The organism is Bacillus sp. V59.32b (genome assembly GCF_003429085.1).
Classification (GTDB): Bacteria; Bacillota; Bacilli; order Bacillales; family DSM-1321; genus Peribacillus.
Map to the genome: position 1 here is coordinate 11,772 of NZ_QVTC01000013.1, position 23,415 is coordinate 35,186.

General features: G+C 41.9%; 22 protein-coding genes and 1 riboswitch. Of the genes, 20 read left to right on the forward strand and 2 right to left on the reverse strand.

The features are described from left to right. Positions 1-193 precede the first annotated feature (193 nt). The 6 genes from D0463_RS03210 (at position 194) to D0463_RS03235 (ending at position 6,709) form a co-directional block, all read left to right on the forward strand. Complete coding sequence (locus tag D0463_RS03210) at positions 194-910, forward strand: response regulator transcription factor (protein ID WP_117305005.1); 717 nt, start codon at positions 194-196, stop codon at positions 908-910. Further along, on the forward strand, positions 907-2,691 hold the full coding sequence (locus D0463_RS03215) for an ATP-binding protein (protein WP_117305007.1): 1,785 nt from the start codon (positions 907-909) through the stop codon (positions 2,689-2,691). Before D0463_RS03210 ends, D0463_RS03215 begins: the two co-directional genes overlap by 4 nt. A 192-nt stretch (positions 2,692-2,883) precedes the next feature. Continuing rightward, entirely contained in the window at positions 2,884-3,435 is a 552-nt protein-coding gene (gene sigX, locus D0463_RS03220; protein ID WP_117305009.1) for an RNA polymerase sigma factor SigX, read from the forward strand. After that, positions 3,410-4,630, forward strand: a complete 1,221-nt coding sequence (locus tag D0463_RS03225) for a hypothetical protein (protein WP_117305011.1) — start codon at positions 3,410-3,412, stop codon at positions 4,628-4,630. The genes sigX and D0463_RS03225 overlap by 26 nt, the downstream gene beginning before the upstream one ends. Positions 4,631-5,107: 477 nt before the next feature. Continuing rightward, positions 5,108-5,824, forward strand: a complete 717-nt coding sequence (locus tag D0463_RS03230; RefSeq protein ID WP_117305014.1) for a peptidoglycan DD-metalloendopeptidase family protein — start codon at positions 5,108-5,110, stop codon at positions 5,822-5,824. A gap of 75 nt (positions 5,825-5,899) precedes the next feature. Further along, complete coding sequence (locus D0463_RS03235; RefSeq protein ID WP_117305016.1) at positions 5,900-6,709, forward strand: histidinol-phosphatase; 810 nt, start codon at positions 5,900-5,902, stop codon at positions 6,707-6,709. Positions 6,710-7,402: 693 nt separating this feature from the next. On the opposite strand, the gene serA is transcribed toward D0463_RS03235, so the two are convergent. Then, positions 7,403-8,977: a phosphoglycerate dehydrogenase gene (gene serA, locus D0463_RS03240; protein WP_117305019.1), complete on the reverse strand. Its 1,575-nt coding sequence runs from the start codon at positions 8,975-8,977 to the stop codon at positions 7,403-7,405. A gap of 282 nt (positions 8,978-9,259) precedes the next feature. Then, a riboswitch (FMN riboswitch) is annotated at positions 9,260-9,392 on the forward strand. 264 nt (positions 9,393-9,656) lie between these two features. On the opposite strand from serA, the gene D0463_RS03245 reads away from it, so the two are divergent. Beyond that, complete coding sequence (locus tag D0463_RS03245) at positions 9,657-10,238, forward strand: ECF transporter S component (protein WP_117305022.1); 582 nt, start codon at positions 9,657-9,659, stop codon at positions 10,236-10,238. A gap of 45 nt (positions 10,239-10,283) precedes the next feature. On the opposite strand, the gene D0463_RS03250 is transcribed toward D0463_RS03245, so the two are convergent. Beyond that, positions 10,284-10,532 (reverse strand): ferredoxin, encoded by a 249-nt coding sequence (locus D0463_RS03250; protein ID WP_117305024.1) that lies wholly within the window; start codon positions 10,530-10,532, stop codon positions 10,284-10,286. Positions 10,533-10,824: 292 nt separating this feature from the next. Here D0463_RS03250 and D0463_RS03255 point away from each other — a divergent pair, with 292 nt between their 5' ends. The 13 genes from D0463_RS03255 (at position 10,825) to sleB (ending at position 23,403) form a co-directional block, all read left to right on the forward strand. After that, positions 10,825-11,901, forward strand: a complete 1,077-nt coding sequence (locus tag D0463_RS03255; RefSeq protein ID WP_117305027.1) for a YpbB family protein — start codon at positions 10,825-10,827, stop codon at positions 11,899-11,901. Then, entirely contained in the window at positions 11,898-13,406 is a 1,509-nt protein-coding gene (locus tag D0463_RS03260; RefSeq protein WP_117305030.1) for a RecQ family ATP-dependent DNA helicase, read from the forward strand. The genes D0463_RS03255 and D0463_RS03260 overlap by 4 nt, the downstream gene beginning before the upstream one ends. Then, a complete protein-coding gene (locus tag D0463_RS03265; protein ID WP_117305032.1) occupies positions 13,396-13,968 on the forward strand; it encodes a CPBP family intramembrane glutamic endopeptidase in 573 nt (190 codons plus the stop codon). Before D0463_RS03260 ends, D0463_RS03265 begins: the two co-directional genes overlap by 11 nt. A 123-nt stretch (positions 13,969-14,091) precedes the next feature. Beyond that, positions 14,092-14,550: a YpbF family protein gene (locus D0463_RS03270; RefSeq protein ID WP_117305034.1), complete on the forward strand. Its 459-nt coding sequence runs from the start codon at positions 14,092-14,094 to the stop codon at positions 14,548-14,550. Between the two features lie 92 nt (positions 14,551-14,642). Continuing rightward, the gene (locus D0463_RS03275; RefSeq protein WP_117305036.1) at positions 14,643-15,278 is read left to right on the forward strand and encodes a CBS domain-containing protein; all 636 of its coding nucleotides are present in this window, start codon (positions 14,643-14,645) and stop codon (positions 15,276-15,278) included. A gap of 106 nt (positions 15,279-15,384) precedes the next feature. Further along, a complete protein-coding gene (locus D0463_RS03280; protein WP_117305038.1) occupies positions 15,385-16,170 on the forward strand; it encodes a metallophosphoesterase in 786 nt (261 codons plus the stop codon). An 87-nt stretch (positions 16,171-16,257) separates the two neighbouring features. Then, the gene (locus tag D0463_RS03285; protein WP_117305041.1) at positions 16,258-16,842 is read left to right on the forward strand and encodes a genetic competence negative regulator; all 585 of its coding nucleotides are present in this window, start codon (positions 16,258-16,260) and stop codon (positions 16,840-16,842) included. A 243-nt stretch (positions 16,843-17,085) separates the two neighbouring features. Then, the gene (locus D0463_RS03290; RefSeq protein WP_117305044.1) at positions 17,086-18,363 is read left to right on the forward strand and encodes a Glu/Leu/Phe/Val family dehydrogenase; all 1,278 of its coding nucleotides are present in this window, start codon (positions 17,086-17,088) and stop codon (positions 18,361-18,363) included. A 328-nt stretch (positions 18,364-18,691) separates the two neighbouring features. Then, positions 18,692-19,657 (forward strand): YpdA family putative bacillithiol disulfide reductase, encoded by a 966-nt coding sequence (locus D0463_RS03295; RefSeq protein WP_117305046.1) that lies wholly within the window; start codon positions 18,692-18,694, stop codon positions 19,655-19,657. A gap of 32 nt (positions 19,658-19,689) precedes the next feature. Further along, on the forward strand, positions 19,690-20,658 hold the full coding sequence (locus tag D0463_RS03300) for an asparaginase (RefSeq protein WP_117305049.1): 969 nt from the start codon (positions 19,690-19,692) through the stop codon (positions 20,656-20,658). Positions 20,659-20,819: 161 nt separating this feature from the next. Beyond that, positions 20,820-21,020: a cold-shock protein gene (locus D0463_RS03305; RefSeq protein ID WP_117305052.1), complete on the forward strand. Its 201-nt coding sequence runs from the start codon at positions 20,820-20,822 to the stop codon at positions 21,018-21,020. A 681-nt stretch (positions 21,021-21,701) separates the two neighbouring features. After that, entirely contained in the window at positions 21,702-22,367 is a 666-nt protein-coding gene (prsW, locus tag D0463_RS03310) for a glutamic-type intramembrane protease PrsW (RefSeq protein WP_117305054.1), read from the forward strand. Positions 22,368-22,536: 169 nt separating this feature from the next. Further along, complete coding sequence (sleB, locus tag D0463_RS03315) at positions 22,537-23,403, forward strand: spore cortex-lytic enzyme (RefSeq protein ID WP_117305056.1); 867 nt, start codon at positions 22,537-22,539, stop codon at positions 23,401-23,403. The last annotated feature ends 12 nt before the right edge of the window (positions 23,404-23,415 follow it).

A 23,415-nucleotide genomic window follows, 5' to 3' on the forward strand; every position in this document is an offset into this window, starting at 1 on the left:
CCCTTTTTCTTTGTTAAAAAAAGTAGAACTTCTTAAACTACGATGTACTGGAGCGACTTGTGCAGGCGCCGACACAGCGTGGTGATTTTAGTCGAGTCCATATACAGTGCGCGCTTCTACTTTTCTTTTGCTAAGTACCACTTTTTCACCAATCTGATGAATGATAAACTAAATAAAAAGGAGATGTAAATCGATGGAGAATGCTCAAAGAATTTTAGTAGTGGACGACGAGGAAAGGATTCGCCGTCTTATAAGAATGTATCTGGAACGGGAAGATTACGTGATTGATGAAGCGGAAAACGGGAATATCGCGTTAATGAAAGCACTTGAAAGTGATTACGATCTGATTTTGCTTGATATCATGATGCCGGGCAAGGATGGAATAGAAGTATGCCGTGAAATTCGGGAGAAGAAGTCGACCCCTATCATCATGCTGACCGCAAAGGGAGAAGAAGTGAACCGGGTCCAGGGATTTGAAGTGGGAACAGATGATTACATTGTTAAGCCATTTAGTCCAAGAGAAGTAGTGTTGCGGGTAAAAGCATTGCTTCGTCGTTCAGCTACTAATAGCTATATTCAAGCAGATTCCAGCACGGCGGATGTTATTGTTTTTCCTCACTTAACGATTGATAATGATGCGCATAGAGTGACGGCTGACGATAAGGAAGTAACGTTAACGCCGAAGGAATATGAACTGTTGTATTTCCTAGCTAAATCTCCAGACAAGGTGTTTGACCGCGAGCAATTATTAAAAGAAGTCTGGCATTATGAATTTTTTGGAGATCTTCGAACTGTAGACACCCACGTAAAACGATTGCGCGAAAAATTAAACCGCATTTCAGAAAACGCCGCAAAAATGATCGTTACGGTATGGGGCGTAGGGTATAAATTCGAAGTAATGAATGACTGATGTTTTGGCGAAGTGTAGTCGGGAAACTGTGGATAACGATTTTGCTGCTTGTGTCGTTCGTTCTATTGATCCTGACGGTCCTCCTATTAGAGTTTTTTGAAAACTTTCAGATTAATGAAGTCGAAAATGAACTGACAAAAAGCGGTAATAGAATTGCCGAGATTCTCCACCAGCATGCCGATACGAGCGAGGCACTGGAAATAGCATCCCAAATGATTGGCGATGAAACAAAGATGCTTGTCATTGAAGGAGACGAAGTCATATTTTCCACTGAACAAGCGGATTCTGCGTTAACTCCCGGGTTTTTAAGAGACGACGAAGAATTAGATAAAGTTTTTTCTGAGCGAAAAACGATAAAAAAGGAGATGGCCCTGCCTATTGAAAACGGTACAAATCGGAACGTCCCGGCGATAGTTGTAGGGGTTCCCTTAGAGCTAAAAGGGAAATTCGATGAAATCTTTTTATATCGTTCGCTAGATGCAATGGAAGAAGCAAGGGATTCAACAACAAAGTTTATTTTGCTCGCTGCGGGCGTCGCGATCATTTTGACAACCATATTCGCTTTTTTCCTATCTACGAGAATTACGGCACCGTTGCGTAAAATGCGGGAGGCTGCCTTTGAGGTCGCTAGAGGAAAATTCGATACGAAAGTACCGATCCTGACTCGGGATGAAATCGGTGAACTGGCCACCGCTTTTAATCAAATGGGGAAACAGCTGAAATTCAATTTAAATGCTCTTAATCAGGAAAAGGAACATCTTGCGAGTATTTTAAGCAGTATGGCTGACGGGGTTATCACCTTCAATAAGGACGGCACAATCCTGGAGGTGAATCCACCTGCAGAACGGTTCCTTCAAAGCTGGTATTATGAAAAAGGTTTTGCCCGTGAAACAGGTGACATGGTTCCTTCCGTGCTTATGAATCTCTTTGACCAGTCCGAAGAAATGGGCAGAGAACAGGTTGGGGGGATAAGCCTCCAGGGACATGATTGGGTGCTGATCGTCAGTCCGCTGTATAGCAATAATACGATACGCGGAGCCGTGACGATTATCCGCGATATGACGGAAGAGCGTAAACTGGACAAACTGCGTAAAGATTTTATCGCCAATGTGTCGCATGAACTAAGGACGCCGATTTCGATGCTTCAGGGATACAGTGAAGCGATTATCGATGATATTGCCGGAAGTGAAGAAGAGAAGAAGGAAATGGCACAGGTGATTTATGACGAATCACTGCGGATGGGGCGTCTTGTCAATGACCTGCTTGACCTGGGAAGAATGGAGGCGGGGCATATCACGCTTAAGTTTGATCGTGTTGAGCTCCAGCCTTATTTGAACCGGATCGCCTATAAGTTTTATGGGCTTGCTAAAGAAAAGGATATTAAGATCGTAACCCGTATGGAGGATGAGAATATTAGCTGGGAGTTTGATCCAGACCGCATGGAACAGGTTCTGACAAATCTGATCGATAATGCCGTCCGCCATACCCCTGAAGGCGGGACTGTTGAAGTCATTCAGCGAAGCGAAGAGCGGTATGGACTGGTGGTTGATGTCAAAGATTCCGGATCCGGTATTCCTGAAGAGGATCTCGCTTTTGTCTTTGAAAGGTTTTATAAAGCCGATAAAGCAAGGACGAGGGGGCGTTCAGGAACTGGGTTGGGACTTGCGATCGCCAAAAACATCATTGACGCTCATGACGGACATATAACCGTAAATAGCTTACCCGGAAAGGGAACAACCTTTACATGCATCCTCCCTCGAAAAATGGGAGAAAATGAATAAGGCATAAAAAGATTGGCGGATAATCTTGTTTCATAAGAAACATCTATAAACAAATATTCTTGGAAGGGGCCCCCTCCGGAAGACCTAGGGGTGGGGCGGCCCCTTCCTTTTTTCTTTCAAACAGTCTATAGTAAAAATGTAACTTTTTTAAAATGTTTTACGACTAATTCATTGAGCGGAGGAGGGGAAACGATGGACTCCGTTTTTCAGGAACTTTATGAAAAATATCATCATGACCTATTTCAATTTCTTTTTTATCTCGTTAAAAACAGAGAGACAGCCGAAGACTTAGTTCAAGAGGTCTACATAAGAGTCATGAAATCATATGATCGATTTGAAGGAAAAAGCAGTGAAAAAACATGGCTTTTTTCGATTGCCAGAAATGCAGCCATCGATCATTTTCGAAAACAAAAAAGCTGGAAGCAAAAATTATATGAGAGCTTTGACTGGGACGGGCAGCAAATCAAGGATCAGCAGCCGCTGCCGGAAGAGATTGCCTTACAAAATGAGAATATACGCTGGATCTACAAAAGCCTTGATCATTGCACAGTCGATCAAAGGTCAGTAGTCATCCTTCGTTACATCCAAGCGCTGTCCATTTCCGAAACAGCTGAGGTTCTAAAGTGGACGGAAAGCAAAGTGAAAACTACCCAGCACCGGGCCTTGAAAGCGGTCAAAAAGGTAATGGAGGAACAATCAGGGAAGGAGGGTATGCCAGATGAGAAGAGGGTCCCAATGGAATGACAAGGACATCGAGGAATTACTGCAAAATTTACCACAGGTTAAGGATAAAAGAAGTTCGCAGGAAATTTATCAAAATATTGAACTGAGAATCAATAAGAAACGCCGAAGTAATTGGGTTCCTCTTTTTGCGACAGTGGCAGCCCTGTTTGTTCTGACTGTTCTTGCCTCAAGCTTTATGCTAAACTCTGAAAACTCGACAAGCGAGGATGTGGCCATCGAAAAAACGGCAACAGAAGGTAATCACCAGGAATCTTCGGCGGATAAGAAAGGACCACCTGCAGAAGAACCGGACATTGCCGCAAATGAGGACAAAAACGAAGAGGCGGCAGAGGCCAAAAGAAATTCAACCGAAGAAAAATCCGTCCCAAAAATAGAGGATCCTTCCCTGCTGAAAGCGGGAGCGGTCCTGGCATCGGACTTGGAAAATCAATCGGTCATTACTATTGGGGTGCCTGACACCGAAGTAAACTATGTCATCCCGGTTTCTTATGTCACAGAAGACGGCAGCGATGAAACAGCAGCTGAACTGTCACAGGTAATGTCGCTTTTGGAAGAAGACAGCCTCGGCCTGGATGATTATTTCCCACTGGATGCCACTATTACAACCGAGAACCAGCAAACGATAAATATCGATCTGCCTGAAGACAGCTCTCACTTATTGGAAGATAGACTGTTTTTTAAAGTGATTCAGGAAACGTTCAAATATCAGGGGGGTGACAGAGTGACCTTTTCCACAAATGGGGAAAAAGGAGCCGAGTTTTCCCATCATGGATTCCTGGAGGAAATTGAGATAGAGAGTAACAATAACCGAGCCTATTTCATTTATCAATTGAATGAAGGCACGCGAAAAATGCTCGTACCATCGAACTCTGAGTTCACGACGATTGAAGAAGCCCTGGCGGAGATGAAGAATGGAAACGCTGAGGAGGATCCAAGCATCCTTCCTTCCATCCCTCAACAGCTCGAATGGGACTCCATTGAAGAGCAGGCAAAGAAACTCATCGTCAAATTTTCCGGAGATACGAAAATAGAAGATACCGAAGCTTACTTATACGCATTGGAAGCGATTCTTTTTACAGCCAAGGATTTCGGTTTTGATGCTGTGAAATTTGAAAATGTAACGATTGATGCGATCGGACCGTACAACTTGCAAAATGACTTGGCCGTACCGATTGCGCCTAACCGAATAAATTAGAAGCATCCTAAAACCCGTCGAAATCAGGCGGGTTTTTTATTGTTTACCAGGAAATTATAAATGGATTTTTTGTGTGGATAACTAATTTAGATGATCTATATCCAGCTCCAGCGCCTAGCCCCTCTCTGGTCTAGCCAATCATCCGATGGGGAGAAGACCATTCCCCACGCTGATGCTCGTCTTATGCTTGTCGGGGGCCCACAGGATGTGGGTCAGAACGACGAAGACATAACGATGTGGCGGTCTTAGTCGTTCTTCCTTACGTACAAGGTGCTTGCGCTTTTATTCTGTGAAACCAGACATTCAATTCTATTTCAATCCGTCTCATCTTAGTATATGAATATGCATAATTTTCATTTTCATATCTATAATAAAAAGCATGGGTGATTGGAAACAGGAATGTGCTTCCAATCACATGCATATGATGTTCGAGAGACTTTGAATTATATGGCCGGTTTAGGGCTAGGAGGCATATGAATGATTGATTATGGAAAGCGCTTTTTGATTGTCATCATTTTAGCAATGTGTATCGGTCTGTTGTTTGTCGGGGGGAAAACGGGACATGCTTCTGCGGCAGGGAAGGAAGATTGGTTATGGCCGGCTGCAGACGGCATCATTTCGGACCGATTTGGGACAAGGGATGGTTCGCATAAAGGCATTGACATTGCTGCCAAATTAAATACGAATATAATAGCTGCCGATGAGGGAGTCGTCTCAAAATCCTATTATTCGGACAGCTATGGAAATGTTGTGTTCATTAAGCATCCTAATGGATTTGAAACGATATATGCTCATTTAAATAAACGATTGGTAAGTGAAGGAAAAAGTGTGCGTCAAGGAGAGGTGATTGGCAAAATGGGCAACACGGGAAGATCGCGTGGTGTCCATCTGCATTTTGAAGTGCACGAACAGGAATGGACCGTAGATAAACGGCATGCACTGGATCCTTTGTTAGTTATGAATCAATCTCCAAAACAACGTAACATCAGCGAGCAGGAATCGATACATGTAACCAAGCAAGTGGAGGATAAAGCGGTAGCGGCTGTAAAGGGAACGACTCATACTGTCAAAAAAGGTGAAACACTTTGGTCCATCGCGAAAAGAAATGGGACGACTGTCGAAGCCGTCAAGAAACTTAACCATTTGCAAAGTGACTTCATCAAATCGGGTGATTCTCTCATTTTAAGCAAATAAAAGGAACATACATACTTTTGGTTGCTTCTGGACTTTAACCCTTTGTATAATTAAAGGAATAAAGGGGGAGTTCGTTTGCTCACAGATTATCATAATCATTTAGAAACCGGTACGTTAACGTTGGATTATTTAACAAAATTCACAGACAGGGCGAAGGCTTTAGATATTCAGCACTTTGGGATTTCCGAGCATGCGTATCATTTTTATCAAACAGCAGATATTTTGCAAAATGAATGGGTCAATCCAAGAAGATATTATGATATGAAGGACTATGTCGATTTGTTTCAGCAAGCCTGGAATAAAAATATCGATGTGAAGATGTCGATTGAAATGGATTATACACCAGGCAAGCATAAAGAAATGGAAACCTTTATCAAAGCATATGACTTCGACTATATAATTGGCTCCATACATTGGGTGGAGGACTTTGGCATTGATTTGAAGGAATATATGCATCTCTGGGAAGAACGGGATCTGTACGATACATACCGCCGTTATTTCGATCAAGTCGTAACACTCGCTCAGTCGGATTTATTCGATATTATTGGTCACATCGATCTTGTGAAAATCTTTAAGTATGTTCCTGCTGATGAAGATTTTCTGCTTCAGCAATACGAACGCGTCACTGACGCATTAAGCAATTCCAAGACATGCGTGGAAATTTCAACAGCAGGCCTTCGCAAGCCTGTTGGCGAAATGTATCCGGATCCCCGTCTGCTTGAAATGTGCTTTAATAAAAAGATTCCGATTGTCTTATCTTCAGACGCGCATTTTCCTGAGCATGTGGGCTTTGAATTCGATCATGCAGTAGACCTGGCACGCTCCGTAGGTTATACATCGATCATGACTTTTTCAAAAGGAGAGAGAAGGGAAGTCTCTCTTTAAGATACGTATTGGAGAGCGGGATTGAAGAGAATTGAGAACCGCTTCGAGGTTTCGAAGCGGGAATTTCTGCTGGGTGATCCGGATTTGTGCTCGATGATTTTGGATTTGTGCTCGATAATCGGAATTTGTGCTCGATAATCAGAATTTGTGCTCGATGATTTGGATTTGTGCGCGATAATCAGGATTTGTGCTCGATAATCAGAATTTGTGCTCGATGATCGGAATTTGTGCTCGATAATCAGGATTTGTGCTCGATAATCAGAATTTGTGCTCGATGATCTGAATTTGTGCTCGATAATTTGGATTTGTGCTCGATAATCAGAATTTGTGCTCGATGATCGGAATTTGTGCTCGATGATCGGAATTTGTGCTCGATAATCGGAATTTGTGCTCGATGATTTGGATTTGTGCTCGATGATCCGGATTTGTGCTCGATAATCGGAATTTGTGCTCGATGATCAGAATTTACGAGCGGTAATCAGAATGTATGAGCGATGATTAAAATTTACGAGCGATCACCACAATTTATGAGGATACTCAACATTGCCGCTCGATGATCCGAATTTGCAGCTAGAATTTGGGTATCTAGCGGGAACTTCATTATTGTAACCGGTTCTAGATTATGTAGTTGATATTTCAATATTGAACTGGATCAAAAAAGCTGGCCGATTTTCTAATCGGCCAGCCTTTTCATTATAATGACATTCGATACATAAACGAAATCTCTGGAAGATCGTTCAATCTTTCAAACATATCATCACTCAGTGGCTTATCAAATGAAAGTACCATAATCGCTTCGCCACCGGCCTGTTTACGGCCTACCTGCATGGTCGCGATGTTTACGTTGTGGTCACCGAGAATTTTTCCGACATTTCCGATAACGCCTGGCTTGTCGTTGTGCTGAATATAGAGGAAATTCCCTTCAGGAAGAAAGTCGATGTTAAACCCGTTTAGGCTGACAATCCTTGAACCATAATTCTCGACATGCGTTCCGCGGATATCAAGCTGCCGGCTATCTCCTTTTACCGTTACGGAAATCAAGTTTGAATAGCCAAAAGTATCAGTCGATATTTTCTCTCCAATCGTTACTCCACGCTCTTTTGCGACAAGCAAGGCATTCACCTCATTGACAGAGACATCGAGTCTTGTTTTGAAAAAACCGGATATCAGGCTCTTCGTTAAAATGTTTGTATCAAATTGGAGCGCTTCTCCTGCATAGGTAACCGATATTTCGTTAATGCCTTCTTTCATGCATTGAGAGCCGATGGAACCCATTTGTTTCACAAGCTGGTAGAAAGGCTGTACCTTCTCGAATTGCTCTTTAGAAATGGCAGGCAGGTTAATTGAATTAGCTACCGGATTGCCTTCCAAGAATACGAGGACTTCTTGCGCGACTTGGGTGGCCACGTTAAGCTGAGCTTCCTTTGTGGAGGCTCCAAGGTGAGGGGTTGAGATTACGGAATCAAGTTCCAATAATTTATTCCCTACAGGAGGCTCTTCAACAAAAACATCAAGTGCCACTCCGGCTACATGTTTTTCCAGTAAAAGCTCGTATAAATCATCTTCATCGATAATCCCTCCGCGAGCACAATTAAGAAGATAGACTCCTTTTTTGCATGAGCGAAGCGTATTTTTATTTAGCAAGCCTCTTGTTTCGTCTGTCAGAGGGGTATGTACAGTGATAATATCTGCGAGCGGTAATAACTCATCTAAAGGGAGAGCCGTTACATTTAGCTTCTTCGCTCTGTCGGCCGTTAAAAATGGATCGTAGACTAATACATCCATTCCAAAAGCTTTGGCTCTTTGCGCGATTTCGCCCCCGATTCGTCCAAAGCCGACAATGCCCAGCGTTTTGCCGTAAAGCTCTGTCCCCGTATAGGCAGAACGCTTCCACTCCCCATTTTTAACGGATGAATGTGCTTGAGGAATGTGGCGCATTAACGAAGCCATCATTGCAAATGTATGCTCGGCTGTGGAAATGGTATTGCCGTCAGGCGCGTTCACCACTACGATCCCCCGTTTAGTGGCTGCCGGAACATCAATATTATCAACTCCGACACCCGCACGGGCTATGATTTTTAATTTAGGCATTTTTTGGATCAATTCTTCCGAAACCTTTGTTGCGCTTCTCACAAGTATAGCATCGAATTTATGGAGACTGTCTTCTACTTCTTCCACCTTTTTTTGAATAAGTTCGATTTGGGATGCCTGTAAAAGAGGTCCAAGGCCCTCTGGTTTAATGGCATCCGCTACAAGAATACGATACACAATTGAACACCCCTATAAAGTTCTCATAAATTTCTGTTTATTTTACAAGAGAGGCTGTATACTGTCAATTTGAGACGCACAAATGTAAGCGCTTAATGATTGGGCGTTTATTGAAAAAGAATCAGAAAAACCTTGAATATCAAGGTTTGATCCATTCAATCATTATATTAAAAATTTTTTCGCTTTTCCTTTTGGAGCCCCGTAGCGGAAATATATATTGCATATTGCTATTCAAATATCTATCAATCGTTTATACTCATAAGTGTAATATAATTTAATAGTGTCTATCTTCGGGGCGGAGTGAAATTCTCCACCGGCGGTGATGAAGCAATGCTTCAAAGCCCGCGAGCTCTTCGGGGCAGATTTGGTGTAATTCCAAAGCCGACAGTTATAGTCTGGATGGGAGAAGATGGAGGTTCCAGATAGCGTTCAAAAAAAGCAGGGTTTGAACGTTTGTTTGAGTATGCCGCTATCCATCCCAATAATTTTTAAATTATTGGGGTTTTTTATTTGGCGCTCAGCAACTTGAAGGAGCCTATCCTCTTTTCGTGAGGTAGATCATTAGAAAAACTTGGATTCAACGAGTCCATTGGACGAGGGTGGAACCATTAGTTTTTCTTATGCGGTCAGAAAGTTCCCGTTTAAACTTTCTGATAAGCCAAAAGAAGGAGAGAGATTGATGAAGAACAACAAAGTAAGAAAATTGGTTTCACTGGCAATGCTGGGCAGCATTTCGTATGTTTTGATGCTGTTGAACTTCCCGTTCCCGGGATTCCCCACATTCCTGATGATTGATTTCAGCGAAATTCCTGCGCTGATTGCAGCGTTAATATTCGGACCTGTTGCGGGTATTATCGTAGAATTTATTAAAAACCTGCTATCTTATGTGATGACCGGCAGCCAGACGGGTGTTCCGGTAGGGCATATCGCTAATTTTATCGCAGGCGTATTATTTATCTTGCCGACATATTTTGTCTATAAAAAACTTAACTCCGGAAAAGGAATGACTTTCGGACTTATTACAGGCACACTGACTATGGCAGTCTTGATGAGTGTCCTCAATTACTATCTTATCCTGCCGGCCTATACGATTTTCATGGGATGGGACGCGATGTCCGCTCCGCAGGCGAGACAATTTGTCACCACTGCAATCCTTCCATTCAACATTCTGAAAGGCTTCTTGATCACAGCCGTGTTCATGCTGCTGTTTGTCAGATTGAAGCCGTGGATCAACAAACAATCAACTTTAAAAAATGCATAATAAAAAAAGCCAGTTTGTATCCTTGGATACAAACTGGCTTTTATGTTATTCGAATTTTAATGCGTCACCGTCGAATGCTTCGTCAGCGATTTTAATAGAATCAGTAGGGCAGCCTTCGAATGCATCCATCATATCATCTATGAGTACATCTGGAATTTCTACGATTCCTTCATTGTCATCAAGTGTTACAAAAGCAATGCCTTCATCATCATAATCATAGATATCCGGCGCCGCAGCTCCACATGCGCCGCATGCTATACAAGTGTCTTTGTCAACGATTGTATATTTTGCCATGAACAAAACCCCTCCCAATACAACAATTTAACTCCATAATAAAATTATGAAAATTCCTATACACTTACCTATTGTAAAACTGATACTCGAACTTTTCAATAAAAATGTAATGAAAATGATTTTCAGGACCAGGAATACCCACTGAGGAACGCATAAATAACCAAAAAATTTCATAGCACATGCATTCTATTTCCCCATTCCTCCCATGTTTTAAACGTTATTTCCCAAGCGTTGCTCTGGTTCTGCTACAATAGTGATAATTACTATAATAAAATCAGGGTAGTGATTATTGATGTTCATATCATCTTTTACCGAAGCGCTATTTCTTTATTTTATAGATAAACTGAACGGGGAACGGAGTATTTATGCGATTTACCATTTGCTTAAAGGGAAAAAATCCTCCCAAACCATTCAGGATGCCCATCTCTTTGGGGTGAAAAAATTATTCGGAACCTATTCACCCATTACAAGAGAGCAGTTGGAACAATGCGTTTCTGCCAGTATAAAACATAAATGCTTGATAGAAACGAATAAGGAAAATCACTTTCTCCTTACAGAAAAAGGCCGGCAAGAATCAAGGAAGTATCTTAGTATCCATCCGTTACCAATTGACTTGGATGGGTGGGGCTTTCAAAATAATGCTGCCGTTTTTTGGGGAAGGTTAACCCTCTTGCTTCAATCTCTTTCCCATATCATTAACGATGAGAACTACTTTTATCCGATTCAAAGGAATGCAGGCATCCAAAATTGGGTAAAACGTTTTTTTCAACTCCATCCACTAAATAGGAGTGAAATGGGCCAATCTTATTATGACGAGCTTGTGAGGCTTCTTGAAAAGAAAAGCAGTGTAGAACGGGATGTATTTGTGATGCGATTGACAGGGTCCCATCGGATTGGAAGTACATTTAAACAAATTTCTGAAGCGGCGAAGATAGATGAGGTGTACGTCCGATTTCTTTTTTTAGGTATGCTCCATTATATGATTCGCGAAATAACTGTGAACCGTGAAGATTATCCTTATTTATATGCTGTCGTAAAAGATTTGCCGCCAAACGGGGACAGACCGCTTACTGAATCTGCACGGCTTACGCTCACTTACATAGAAGCTGGTAAGCAATTAAAAGAGGTTGCCGCTATCAGACGGCTAAAAGTCAACACGATTGAGGATCATATCGTCGAGATCGTCCTCGCGAAACCGGATTTTTCGATTACGTCATTCGTTTCAGAGACAACGGAAGACGAAATAATGGAGACTGCAAAAAAGTTGAAAACAAGGCAGCTTAAAATAATTAAAAATCAATTAGCCAATGAGGATGTTACGTTCTTTCAAATACGACTTGTTTTAGCAAGGGCAGGTGGCGATGCATGAATCTGGAGAGGCACTTACAACAATATTTCGGGTATCGTACATTTCGGCCGGGCCAGAAGGAGATCATTTCTTCTTTGCTGGATGGAAACGATACCCTAGGGATGCTTGCAACCGGGACCGGAAAATCAATATGCTATCAGCTTCCCGCTTATTTATTAGATAAACCGGTTCTGGTCGTGTCACCCTTGCTTTCATTAATGCAAGATCAGGCAGAGCAATTGAAGAGGAAGGGAGAAAAAAGTGTGCTGACGCTGAATTCCTTCCTCACTCCAAGGCAGAAGCGCGAAGGCATAGAAAATATTGGGCGATTTCGTTTTATCTTTCTGTCTCCGGAAATGCTCGTTGCCCACGATGTGTTGAACGCGTTGAAAAAATTGGATATCGGGTTGTTCGTTATAGATGAAGCACATTGCATTTCTCAATGGGGCTATGATTTCAGGCCGGATTATTTAAGTCTTGGCACGGTCCGCAAAGAGCTTTCAAATCCGTTAACTCTTGCTTTGACCGCATCTGCAACCGAAGAAGTCAGGAATGATATTATAGAAAAGCTTTATTTAGAAAAGGTTCACAAGGTTGTTTCGTCTGTAGATCGTGAAAATATTGCTTTAACCGTGGAAACATGCTCCGGTTATGAAGAAAAGCTGCAAAGGCTGCTACATATCACCCGGGAAATCAATGGGCCTGGCATTGTCTATTTTTCAAGCAAAAAAGCAGCGGAGACGACTGCTTTGTATTTGAAACAGAATGGGATTGCGAATGTTGAATATTATCACGGCGGTATGGAGCAGGAACAAAGGATGCTGATCCAGCAGCAATTCATTAACGGGCAATTAAAAGTTATCTGCTCTACAAGCGCGTTTGGCATGGGGGTCAATAAAGAAAATGTTCGCTTCGTTGTCCATTTTCACCTGCCATCAAGTATGGAAGCGTATGTACAGGAGACCGGCAGAGCCGGAAGGGATGGAAAACAAAGTGCTGCGATCCTCCTTTATTGCGATGGCGACGAGGGACTTCCATTGTACCTGACGGAACAAGAGCTCCCGACAGAAACGCAGATAGAGGATGTGTTTTCTTATCTAGATATCACGCAAAAAATACCGGTCGCGATTCAAGAAACGATTATGCAACAATTTTCTTTAAGTGACATACAATGGCGGTTTATGCTGCATTTTATCACAACAAATAAGCATGGAGTTAATGAATCAGAATTAAAGGAAACGATGAAGAGATATGTCTTCAAGCGCAAGGAATATAAGACGGCAAAAATCCGGGCATTCTTTCATTGGCTAACAGCGGCGCAGTGCAGACGGGAAGGGGTATTGCATTATTTCCAAGAAGAAAAAATTACCCAAAATGAACGATGCTGTGACCGTTGCGGACTGGCAAATAATTTTTTGCAAAGCCTTTCCGACAGTGAAGCCGCAATAGCGAAAAAGCCCTATGTTGATTGGCAACAGGATCTTGCAAAATTATTGTTAAAGGCAGCAGATAACCATGAAAAATAAACAAGCCGAGATCATCAAAAAGCTATCTGATAAAGAGCTGCATATCAATTTATTGTTTACTCAAGTGATTCTTTTAACCATCTCAGTGATTTTAGGTGTGATTTTATTTAAAGAGGCGGCTTCTTTTATTGACTTATTTCAAATAAGGGACTGGAACATCATCACAGTAGGCGGAACTGCAGCTATCGTGGTGATTGGCTGGGATTTATTTATGATGAGAATCTTGCCGGAGTCTTATCAAGATGACGGGGGAGTGAATGAACGGATTTTTAAAAGCTTATCTTATCCGATGATCTTTCTGGTAGCGTTACTTGTTGCCGTGAGCGAAGAGATTCTCTTTCGGGGGGTTATCCAGACCCATCTTGGCTTGTTTTGGACGAGCTTGATTTTTGCATTGGTACATTATCGTTATCTATTTAATTGGTATTTATTCGTAAATATTACTGTGTTAAGCTTTTTTATCGGTATCCTTTTTGAAGTGACAAATAATCTATTGGTTACGATTTTCGCTCACTTCCTGATTGATTCTATTCTTGGGATCATAGTGAAGTCGAAAAAATAAAGCCCTCCTGAAAAGACAAACGTTCTTACGGAGGTCTTTTTATCGTTAGGTGAAAAGGAATAATTTGCGGACAAGCAAAATATATATTTGTGAATATATGTTGCTTTTTAGAGGGGGACCATTATGGAACCAAGCATTTTATTATTGGATGGGCATACAGACCAGGCAACGAAGAAAATGCTGCAAAATGTAATCGAAAGAAAAAGAAAATTCGATAAAGCAAAAAGAAATCATCTGATCAGTATTTGGGTTTCCTTGGGGATGGCGGCAATCTTGCTGCTGTATATATATTTTTATATAGCCCGTCCATATTCGTACTCATTTTTTGCCATGTTCAGTGCGTTTGTAGACCAATCCAATCATTTCATTTTTTTAGTCGTGACCATCGGCTTATACGGATACATGAATTTGCTTAAAACTAAGCGGGATAAGGCAGAGAAAGAGTATCAAGGGCTCCGCTGTGAAATTGTTGATCGAAGCAAGGATCTATGGAAGCAAGAAGGTGCGTGGCAGAATCGCCACAAAGTATTTGAGATGATGAAGAACAATTATGATATCAATCTATATCACGAAAATAAGTAGCCAGGCCTTTTACAGAAGGTGTTCAAAAGAAAAAAGGAAATCAGCTTTAAGTGTGGAATATATAAGGAGTAAAAGCTAGGAGTGAAGCGAATATGTTTGTAAAAAGCATTATGATTCCAAAATATCATTGTCATACAGTTCCCGATAATGAGAATCTTGCAGTCGCACTGCAGAAATTAGAAGAACATCAAATTGATGGCCTTCCGATCCTGAACGGCGGGAAATATGCCGGTATAATCACCCGATATGATATTTATAAACATTATTTTAAAAGAGCTGGCGACCAAGAAGCGTATTTAAAATCTACATTGGTTAGCGAAATTGCTACACATCAGGATGATGTCCTGATCGGGGATGAAATCTTTGAAAAAACGCTGGTCAATTTGAAGGATTTCCCGATTCTTGCGGTCGTGGACGAGGATCGGAATTTTCTTGGGGCGGTCACAAGAAGCGATGTCGTGGAGACTTTCCAGAGTGCTTTCGGAGTGAATCGGCCGGGAGTCAGAATTGCTTTCACTTCTGTTGAAACAGAGGGGCGGCTCGCGCGTTTATCGGAAATTGCCCATCAGTATCATGAACATATCATCTCGCTTGTTACCTTTGATGAAACCGATAAGCTTGTGCGGCGCATCGTCATGAAGGTAGAGAAAAACCCGAATATGGAGAAGTTTATCAAGAAGGTTGAGAATTCAGGATTCAGAATTTTAAGTATAAATGAAGATGAGTAGAATGGACGGACACGCCTCTCATAGTTATATGGGAGGGATTTTTTTCGTGGATAAAGGGGTAGATTTAAAACAGAATAGCAGATAACTTTTTTCTCTGGAGGGTAATATGACGTTAATACTATTCAGTGTGGCCGCCATCATTCTTATTATCATCATCTTATTCATGATCAGGACCGCGTTTCTCGATATAGTGGTTGAGAAGGATTTGTTCTTTGAAGATTTTCCGGAAACATTTGGAACCATTAGCATCTTTTTTATTTCTGATATACATAGACGCACCGTCACTGCAAAGATCATTGATGAGGTGCGCGGAAAAGCAGATATTGTCATCGTTGGCGGTGATATTACCGAGAAGGGCGTTCCGTTCGAAAGGGTTGAACGCAATATTGTAAAGTTGCGGGAGATTGGTCCGCTCTATTTTGTTTGGGGAAACAACGATTACGAAATAGATTACCACATGCTCGACGCGATTCTCTTAAAACACAACGTAAAAATCCTTGATAATGCATGCTTCGAATTTGAATCAGATCAAGGAGAAAAAATGGAATTGATCGGAATTGATGATATCGCTATGGAAAGGGACCGTCTTGATCTGGCACTTTCAAAAACCGATCACGCGGCTTTTAGAATTCTCGTCAGCCATAATCCTTTAGTTTCGGAACAGATAAAGGGTGAACACCATATCAGCCTCATATTAAGCGGTCACACACATGGCGGACAAATCAGGTTTTTTGGATTTGGGCCATATGAACTTGGCGGCATTAAGAAGGTAAAGGATACGATTCTTTTAACGAGCAACGGCTATGGTACAACCACAATCCCTCTCCGGCTGGGAGCGAGACCAGAAACACATCTTCTTCATCTGAAAAAATCATCTACTAACAATTCCTGACTGGAGGAGAAGTCATGCAATGGATATGCACTCTGGATAAACACCTTCATATGATGTATGAAGATGTTATCCAGGGGGCATTTTTTTATGAAGCTTGAGCGATTAACCAACAACAAAATAAAAATTTTTTTAACTTTTGACGATTTAATTGACAGAGGGCTAACGAAAGAAGATATTCATGGAAATTCGCTTAAGGTTCACAAGCTTTTTCAGGAAATGATTGAAGAGGCATGTGAGGAGCTGCAATTTAAGATGAGTGGATCCATTGCGATAGAAATATTCTCATTGCAGGCTCAAGGCTTAATCATTATCGTTACGAAAGACGATGAAGAAAGCATCCTCGATGACGCCGGTGATGAATTCCTCGATTTGCAGGTAAAAGTGGACGAAAATCCGCATATTCTCTATACCTTTACTGATCTGGAGGATGTCATCCAGCTTTGCTATTCGTTAAAATCAATTGGAACCTGGCGATCTACATTGTATCGATACGAAAATAATTATTATGTGCTGATTGATTATGTGCAAGAGAAACAATATGATGCGGTGATTTCCCTGGCGGCTGAATACGGTTCTGTGTCAACACTGACGCTGTTTCGTATCCAGGAATACGGCAAGTTAGTCATTGCTGATGAAGCGGTCAGGGTTCTTACTGACCATTTTCGCAAATAAATAATAATGCCGCAGAGGTTTACTGCCTGGGGCCCCCGGGGTTCCCGACCTCTGCATAGTTTTCAAATAAAGTTTGGCATAGGTATGACCAGGGAAAGAGAAAAATGTAATGAATACGCTTTCTTTTATGGTGAAGAAAGGGGAAAATGACAAGTTTTCTCCTTTGCATAAAAGTGTCAAAAGTGTATACTATGTCATGGAAGGTGACCCATAGCCTATATATGATTTTTAGGAGGTACACAGATGGTAGCCGAAAAAGGTACTGACCATACTACCCAAGAAGAAAAGCATGATGTGCTGAAATCGACTCAGACTGTTATACATAAAGCATTAGAAAAGCTCGGGTATCCAGAGGAAGTATTCGAGCTTCTAAAAGAGCCATTACGATTATTGACCGTGAAAATCCCAGTGAAAATGGATGATGGATCCGTAAAGATTTTTACAGGCTATCGCGCACAGCATAACGATGCTGTAGGACCGACTAAGGGCGGAATCAGGTTTCATCCTTCCGTAACAGAGAAGGAAGTTAAGGCACTGTCTATTTGGATGAGCTTAAAATGTGGAATTGTGGACTTGCCTTATGGTGGCGGTAAGGGCGGTATCGTCTGTGATCCGCGCAATATGTCTTTCAATGAATTGGAAAAACTCAGCCGCGGCTACGTACGCGCGATAAGTCAAATTGTCGGGCCGACAAAAGATATCCCTGCGCCAGACGTATTCACTAATTCACAAATCATGGCATGGATGATGGATGAATACAGCAGGATTGATGAATTCAATTCTCCAGGTTTTATCACAGGCAAACCGCTTGTTCTGGGAGGTTCACACGGCCGGGAATCGGCTACGGCAAAAGGTGTTACGATTTGTATAAATGAAGCGGCCAAAAAGAAAGGCATCCAAATTGAAGGAGCACGCGTAGTGATTCAAGGCTTTGGGAACGCCGGCAGTTATCTCGCCAAGTTTATGCATGACGCCGGAGCGAAGGTAGTCGGCATCTCTGACGCATACGGGGCATTGCACGATCCGGATGGCCTTGATATCGATTATTTATTGGACCGAAGAGACAGTTTTGGAACGGTAACGAAGCTCTTTAAGAATACAATTTCCAATAAAGAATTGCTTGAACTTGAATGTGACATTCTTGTGCCGGCCGCGATTGAAAATCAAATTACAGATGAGAACGCCCATAATATACAAGCTAAGATCGTTGTTGAAGCAGCTAACGGGCCGACAACGATTGAAGGCACTCAAATCCTGTCGGAGCGCGGCATCCTTCTTGTTCCTGATGTTCTTGCCTCTGCAGGCGGCGTAACGGTTTCTTATTTCGAATGGGTCCAAAACAACCAGGGCTATTATTGGACAGAAGAAGAAGTGGAAGAAAAACTTGAAAAAATTCTTGTGAAGTCGTTCAACAATATTTACGAAACAGCGCAGACGCGCAGGGTTGATATGCGTCTTGCCGCCTATATGATCGGTGTCAGAAAAATGGCGGAAGCGTCACGCTTCCGCGGCTGGATTTGATTAGATCGCAATCATTTAATTGGTCTCCTATCATCCTTGGATAGGAGACTTTTCCGTTAACCGTACTATAAGAATTACGCATTGATATATTATATTGTTGATTTTTGGCTCATTAAAGCTCCAACGGCATAGGCCCGGGAGAAAGCGAGCTTTCGGTTTGACCTATGCTGTTGGAGCAACCTTTCAGCTTAGCTGAAAGGCGTGTGACACATGAATGAGCCAAAAATATATTGGCGGGCAGCTTGAAAATTCGTAAATTCAACTTATATATGTATACACTCTTGTATGCAAGAGCTTATCAACACAGCAAATTGAGGAGTGATCTGCTATGAATATAGAAGATGTCATCATTGTTGGAGGCGGTCCATGCGGGCTGTCAGCCGCCATTTCATTGAAAGAAGCCGGGAAAGAGGTCTTGGTTATTGAAAAAGGAAACATTGTAAATGCGATCTATCATTATCCAACCCACCAGACGTTCTTCAGTACAAGCGAGAAGCTTGAAATCGGCGACATTGCCTTTATTACCGAGAACCGCAAACCGGTTCGTAACCAGGCATTGGCCTACTATCGGGAAGTGGTTAAGCGCAAAGAACTGCGGGTCAACACTTTTGAGAAAGTGGAGCGCATCGATAAACAGGATGATGCTTCCTTTATCGTCTTTACGAACAAAGCGGAATACAGGGCCGGACAAATCGTGATTGCAACCGGCTATTATGATAATCCGAATTTTCTCAGAATTAAAGGAGAAGATCTTCCTAAGGTTTATCATTATTTTAAAGAAGGACATCCGTACTTCGGTACAGACGTAACTGTTATCGGCGGAAAGAATTCCAGTGTGGATGCAGCCCTGGAACTCGTCAAGGCAGGAGCGAGAGTGACGGTGCTCTACCGGGGAAATATATATTCACCTAGCATCAAACCTTGGATTCTTCCTGAATTTGAAGCCCTTGTACGAAATGGTACGATTACCATGGAATTCAACGCTGAAGTGGATGAAATTACGGAGGATAGCGTCATTTATCATGTCGAAGACCAAATAAAAACGATTAAAAATGACTTTGTTTTTGCGATGACAGGCTATCATCCGGATTATTCTTTCTTAACCCAGATGGGAATTCAAATTGAGAAAGAGTCAGGCCAGCCCGTTTTTGACTTCGAGACGATGGAGACAAACGTGGAAGGAATCTATATTGCCGGTGTAATTGCTGCCGGCAATAACGCGAATGAAATTTTCATTGAAAATGGGAGATTTCATGGCGGCCTAATCGCAAAGCATATACTGGATAAAAAATAAGGAAAGAACATTGGTATGGAGGTGTCGATCATATGGGGCGGAAAATATCGCTGATAACGACAGGCGGAACGATTGCAAGTAAGGAAACGAAAGACGGGATGCTATCTTCCGGAGCATTGAGCGGGAAAGAGTTGGCTGCTCTTTGTAAGCTCCCTGAGACCATTGAAATCAAGATCGTAGACTTTCTGCAAGTTCCCAGCATGTTCATGGACTTTGAATCAATGTTGAAACTCCGCGATTGCATAAATCGGGAGCTGCAAGATCCTACAGTGACTGGCATTGTTGTCACACATGGTACCGATTCCTTGGAGGAGACAGCTTATTTCCTTGATATAACCGTCAATGATAAGAGGCCGATTGTCGTTACGGGCTCACAGCGTTCGCCACAAGAAGTAGGGACCGACGTATATTCCAATTTAAGAAATTCAATTTTTGCCGCAGCACATGAACTTTTAGAGAATGCAGGAGTCGTTGTCGTTTTTAATGAAAGAATTTATTCTGCCAAGTATGTAAAAAAAGTCCATGCGTCCAATCTTCAGGGATTTGAATCATATGGATATGGATATGTTGGAATTATTGATAATAATGTAGTTAGTATCTATCAAAAACCGGTACATAGAGAATTTTATGATATCCAAAAGAAGATACCGAGGGTGGACATTATTAAATGTCATACGGGTACGGATGGACTTTTTATTGAAGCCTCTTTAAAAGCTGGTGCGAAGGGAATTGTATTAGAAGGAGTAGGCAGGGGACAAGTCACACCGGATATGGTTCCATCCATTCAAAAAGCAATAGACAACGGTATAGCCATTGTGATGACAACCAGTGCGGAAGAAGGCAAAGTGTATCCTGCTTATGACTATGTCGGGAGTGCATTCGACTTAAAACAACGAGGCGTCATGCTAGGCTCGGATTACGACAGTAAAAAAGCAAGAATTAAATTGGCGGTGCTTCTAGCCAGTCCCGACAAAGTAAATGAAGAAAATTTTGCTTACTAGTACGCAAAAAAATTGCTTTCCGTACCGCTACCTGTTATTATAAAAAAGAATTATTTTTGTTCGGTGTAACAGATAGTATAAGTGTGAACTTTTCGTCTTGATGATCACTTAGAGCAAGGATAGTAATACAATGTGTGTTTACACACTAGGAGGCAACAAAAATGGAACAAGGTAAAGTAAAATGGTTTAATGCAGAAAAAGGTTTTGGCTTCATCGAACGTGAAGGTGGAGACGATGTATTCGTACACTTCTCAGCTATTCAAGGCGAAGGTTTCAAATCACTTGAAGAAGGCCAAGACGTAACTTTTGAAGTTGAACAAGGTCAACGTGGACCACAAGCTTCAAACGTACAAAAAGCATAATAGCACTACCAGATAGACAGGCCCCCTTGTGTGGGCCTGTTTTTTTGACTTTAAAAGATGTCAAGCAATGACTATGACGTGCAGGATGTGACTTGGGCTGTCGCCACACAATGTGACGACGTCTTAGTTGATCAGTCCAGCCCGGACTTGCCCATGATGAGTTGACCTCAAGATCCAAACTTAGATTTAAGTATCCAAACTAGGGATTTATTATCCAAACTCATTTTACGAGCGATTATCCAAAAATATGAGCTATGTCCTGAAAATAAGAGCGGTTATTCGAATATATGAGCGGTTATACAGATATATGAGCGATTATCCGAATATATGAGCGGTTATACAGATATATGAGCGATTATCCAAATATATGAGCGGTTATACAGATATATGAGCGATTATCCGAATATATGAGCGGTTATACAGATATATGAGCGATTAATCAGATATATGAGCGATGATCCAAATATATGAGCGATGACCCGAATTTTAGAAATGCGGAACTTTCTGTTCGCGGTTCTTCGAGATGGGCTGGCATCGATGTAAGACATCACGATGCTCAATGAGCCTTATATTCTTACGGTCCAGGTGCCTCCTTTTTTCCTAAGAATGAAGAGATATCCGCATTGTTCTTTTTCCCTATTCCGTGATACGATTATTAAAAAGATGAAAAGAGGTCAGCCAATGCTGGTCATATTCTCAGCTGGTATGGCTCCGGGTCTGGCCTTGCTCAGCTATTTCTACTTAAAAGACCATTATGAAACAGAACCCATTTCAGTTGTGACAAAGTCTTTTCTATTTGGTGTTTTTCTCGTTTTTCCAATCATGTTTTTTCAGTATATATTAGAAACGGAACATATCTTTCAGAGTGATCTGACACATGCTTTTCTTTGGGCTGCGCTTTTAGAGGAATTTTCTAAATGGTTTATCCTCTTCTTTCTCATTTATTCTCATGTGGCTTTTGATGAACCGTATGACGGAATCGTGTACGGGGTTTCCGTCTCGCTTGGTTTTGCGACGATGGAAAACATTTTGTATCTGATCGCAAATGGGGTAGAGCATGCCTTCACAAGGGCCATTCTTCCGGTTTCCAGCCATGCGCTGTTTGGAGTCATCATGGGGTATTATCTGGGTAAAGGTAAATTTACGAAGAAACACAAGGAAATGTATGTATCCCTCGCTTTTGCGGTGCCGTTTCTTTTACACGGAGTATATGATTACATTTTGCTTACACAGGAATTTTGGCTCTATTGGATTATGCCATTCATGATTTTTTTATGGTGGTTGGGTCTTAAAAAAGTCAAAAAGGCAAGAGTGCTTTCGGATTTCCATGCATCCGGTTCATTATAATAGATCTTTATATGTAAAAAGGAGACAGTTCAAAATTCCAGAGCTGTCTCCTTTTTCTATTGATAAACCAAGAAAATAAAATATATCCTCTTTCAGTGAAATAGAATAAAAACCTCTTTTAAGAAGAAAATAGGGTTAATGTCAATATAAGAAAAGAGGGAGTGTTTTGATGAAAGGGATTTCGTCAAAGAGCAAATTTTTGCTTTGGTTATTGTGCCTATCAGTCAGTATCTCTCTGACTTCTGAAACTACGGTACATGCATTCTCCGGCCAGGTGATTCAAAGAGGAGCCGTGGGGGATGATGTTATTGAGCTTCAGGCACGCTTGCAAAACATTGGCTTCTTTAATGGTAAAATTGATGGCGTTTATGGCTGGGGAACCTACTGGGCCCTTCGAAATTTCCAGAAGGATTTCGGACTTCCCGTTGATGGGCTTGCCGGCCTTAAAACGAGAACCAAACTAGTTAACGCTTCAAATTTTAATGGGAAGTTTGTCCATGAGCAAATTGCAAAAGGGAATGATTTTACTTACTACGGTAATGTCCCTATTGAAAAACAGGTAAAACCGAAAAAGAAAACAAATGCTGGCGGGGCAGCAAAGGCACCAGCGAAACAAGCTGCGAAGGGTGGAGGAGCAAAAACGACACCAACAGCGACAGCCGCAAACGTTCCGGGAGGGTATTCTCAAAACGACATTCAGCTGATGGCGAATGCGGTTTATGGAGAAGCCCGCGGTGAGCCATATATAGGTCAGGTTGCCGTTGCTGCCGTTATCTTGAACAGGATTGAAAGTCCATCATTTCCGAATACCATTTCAGGCGTCATCTTTGAGCCGCGTGCCTTTACGGCCGTTGCGGATGGCCAGATTTGGCTGACGCCGAATGAAGGGGCTAAGGAAGCCGTCATTGATGCTATCAATGGCTGGGATCCCACTGGTGAAGCTCAATATTATTTCAACCCTGATACAGCGACAAGCGGGTGGATTTGGGGGCGGCCACAAATTAAAAAAATCGGGAAACATATTTTCTGTAAATAAAGGGGTGATAAA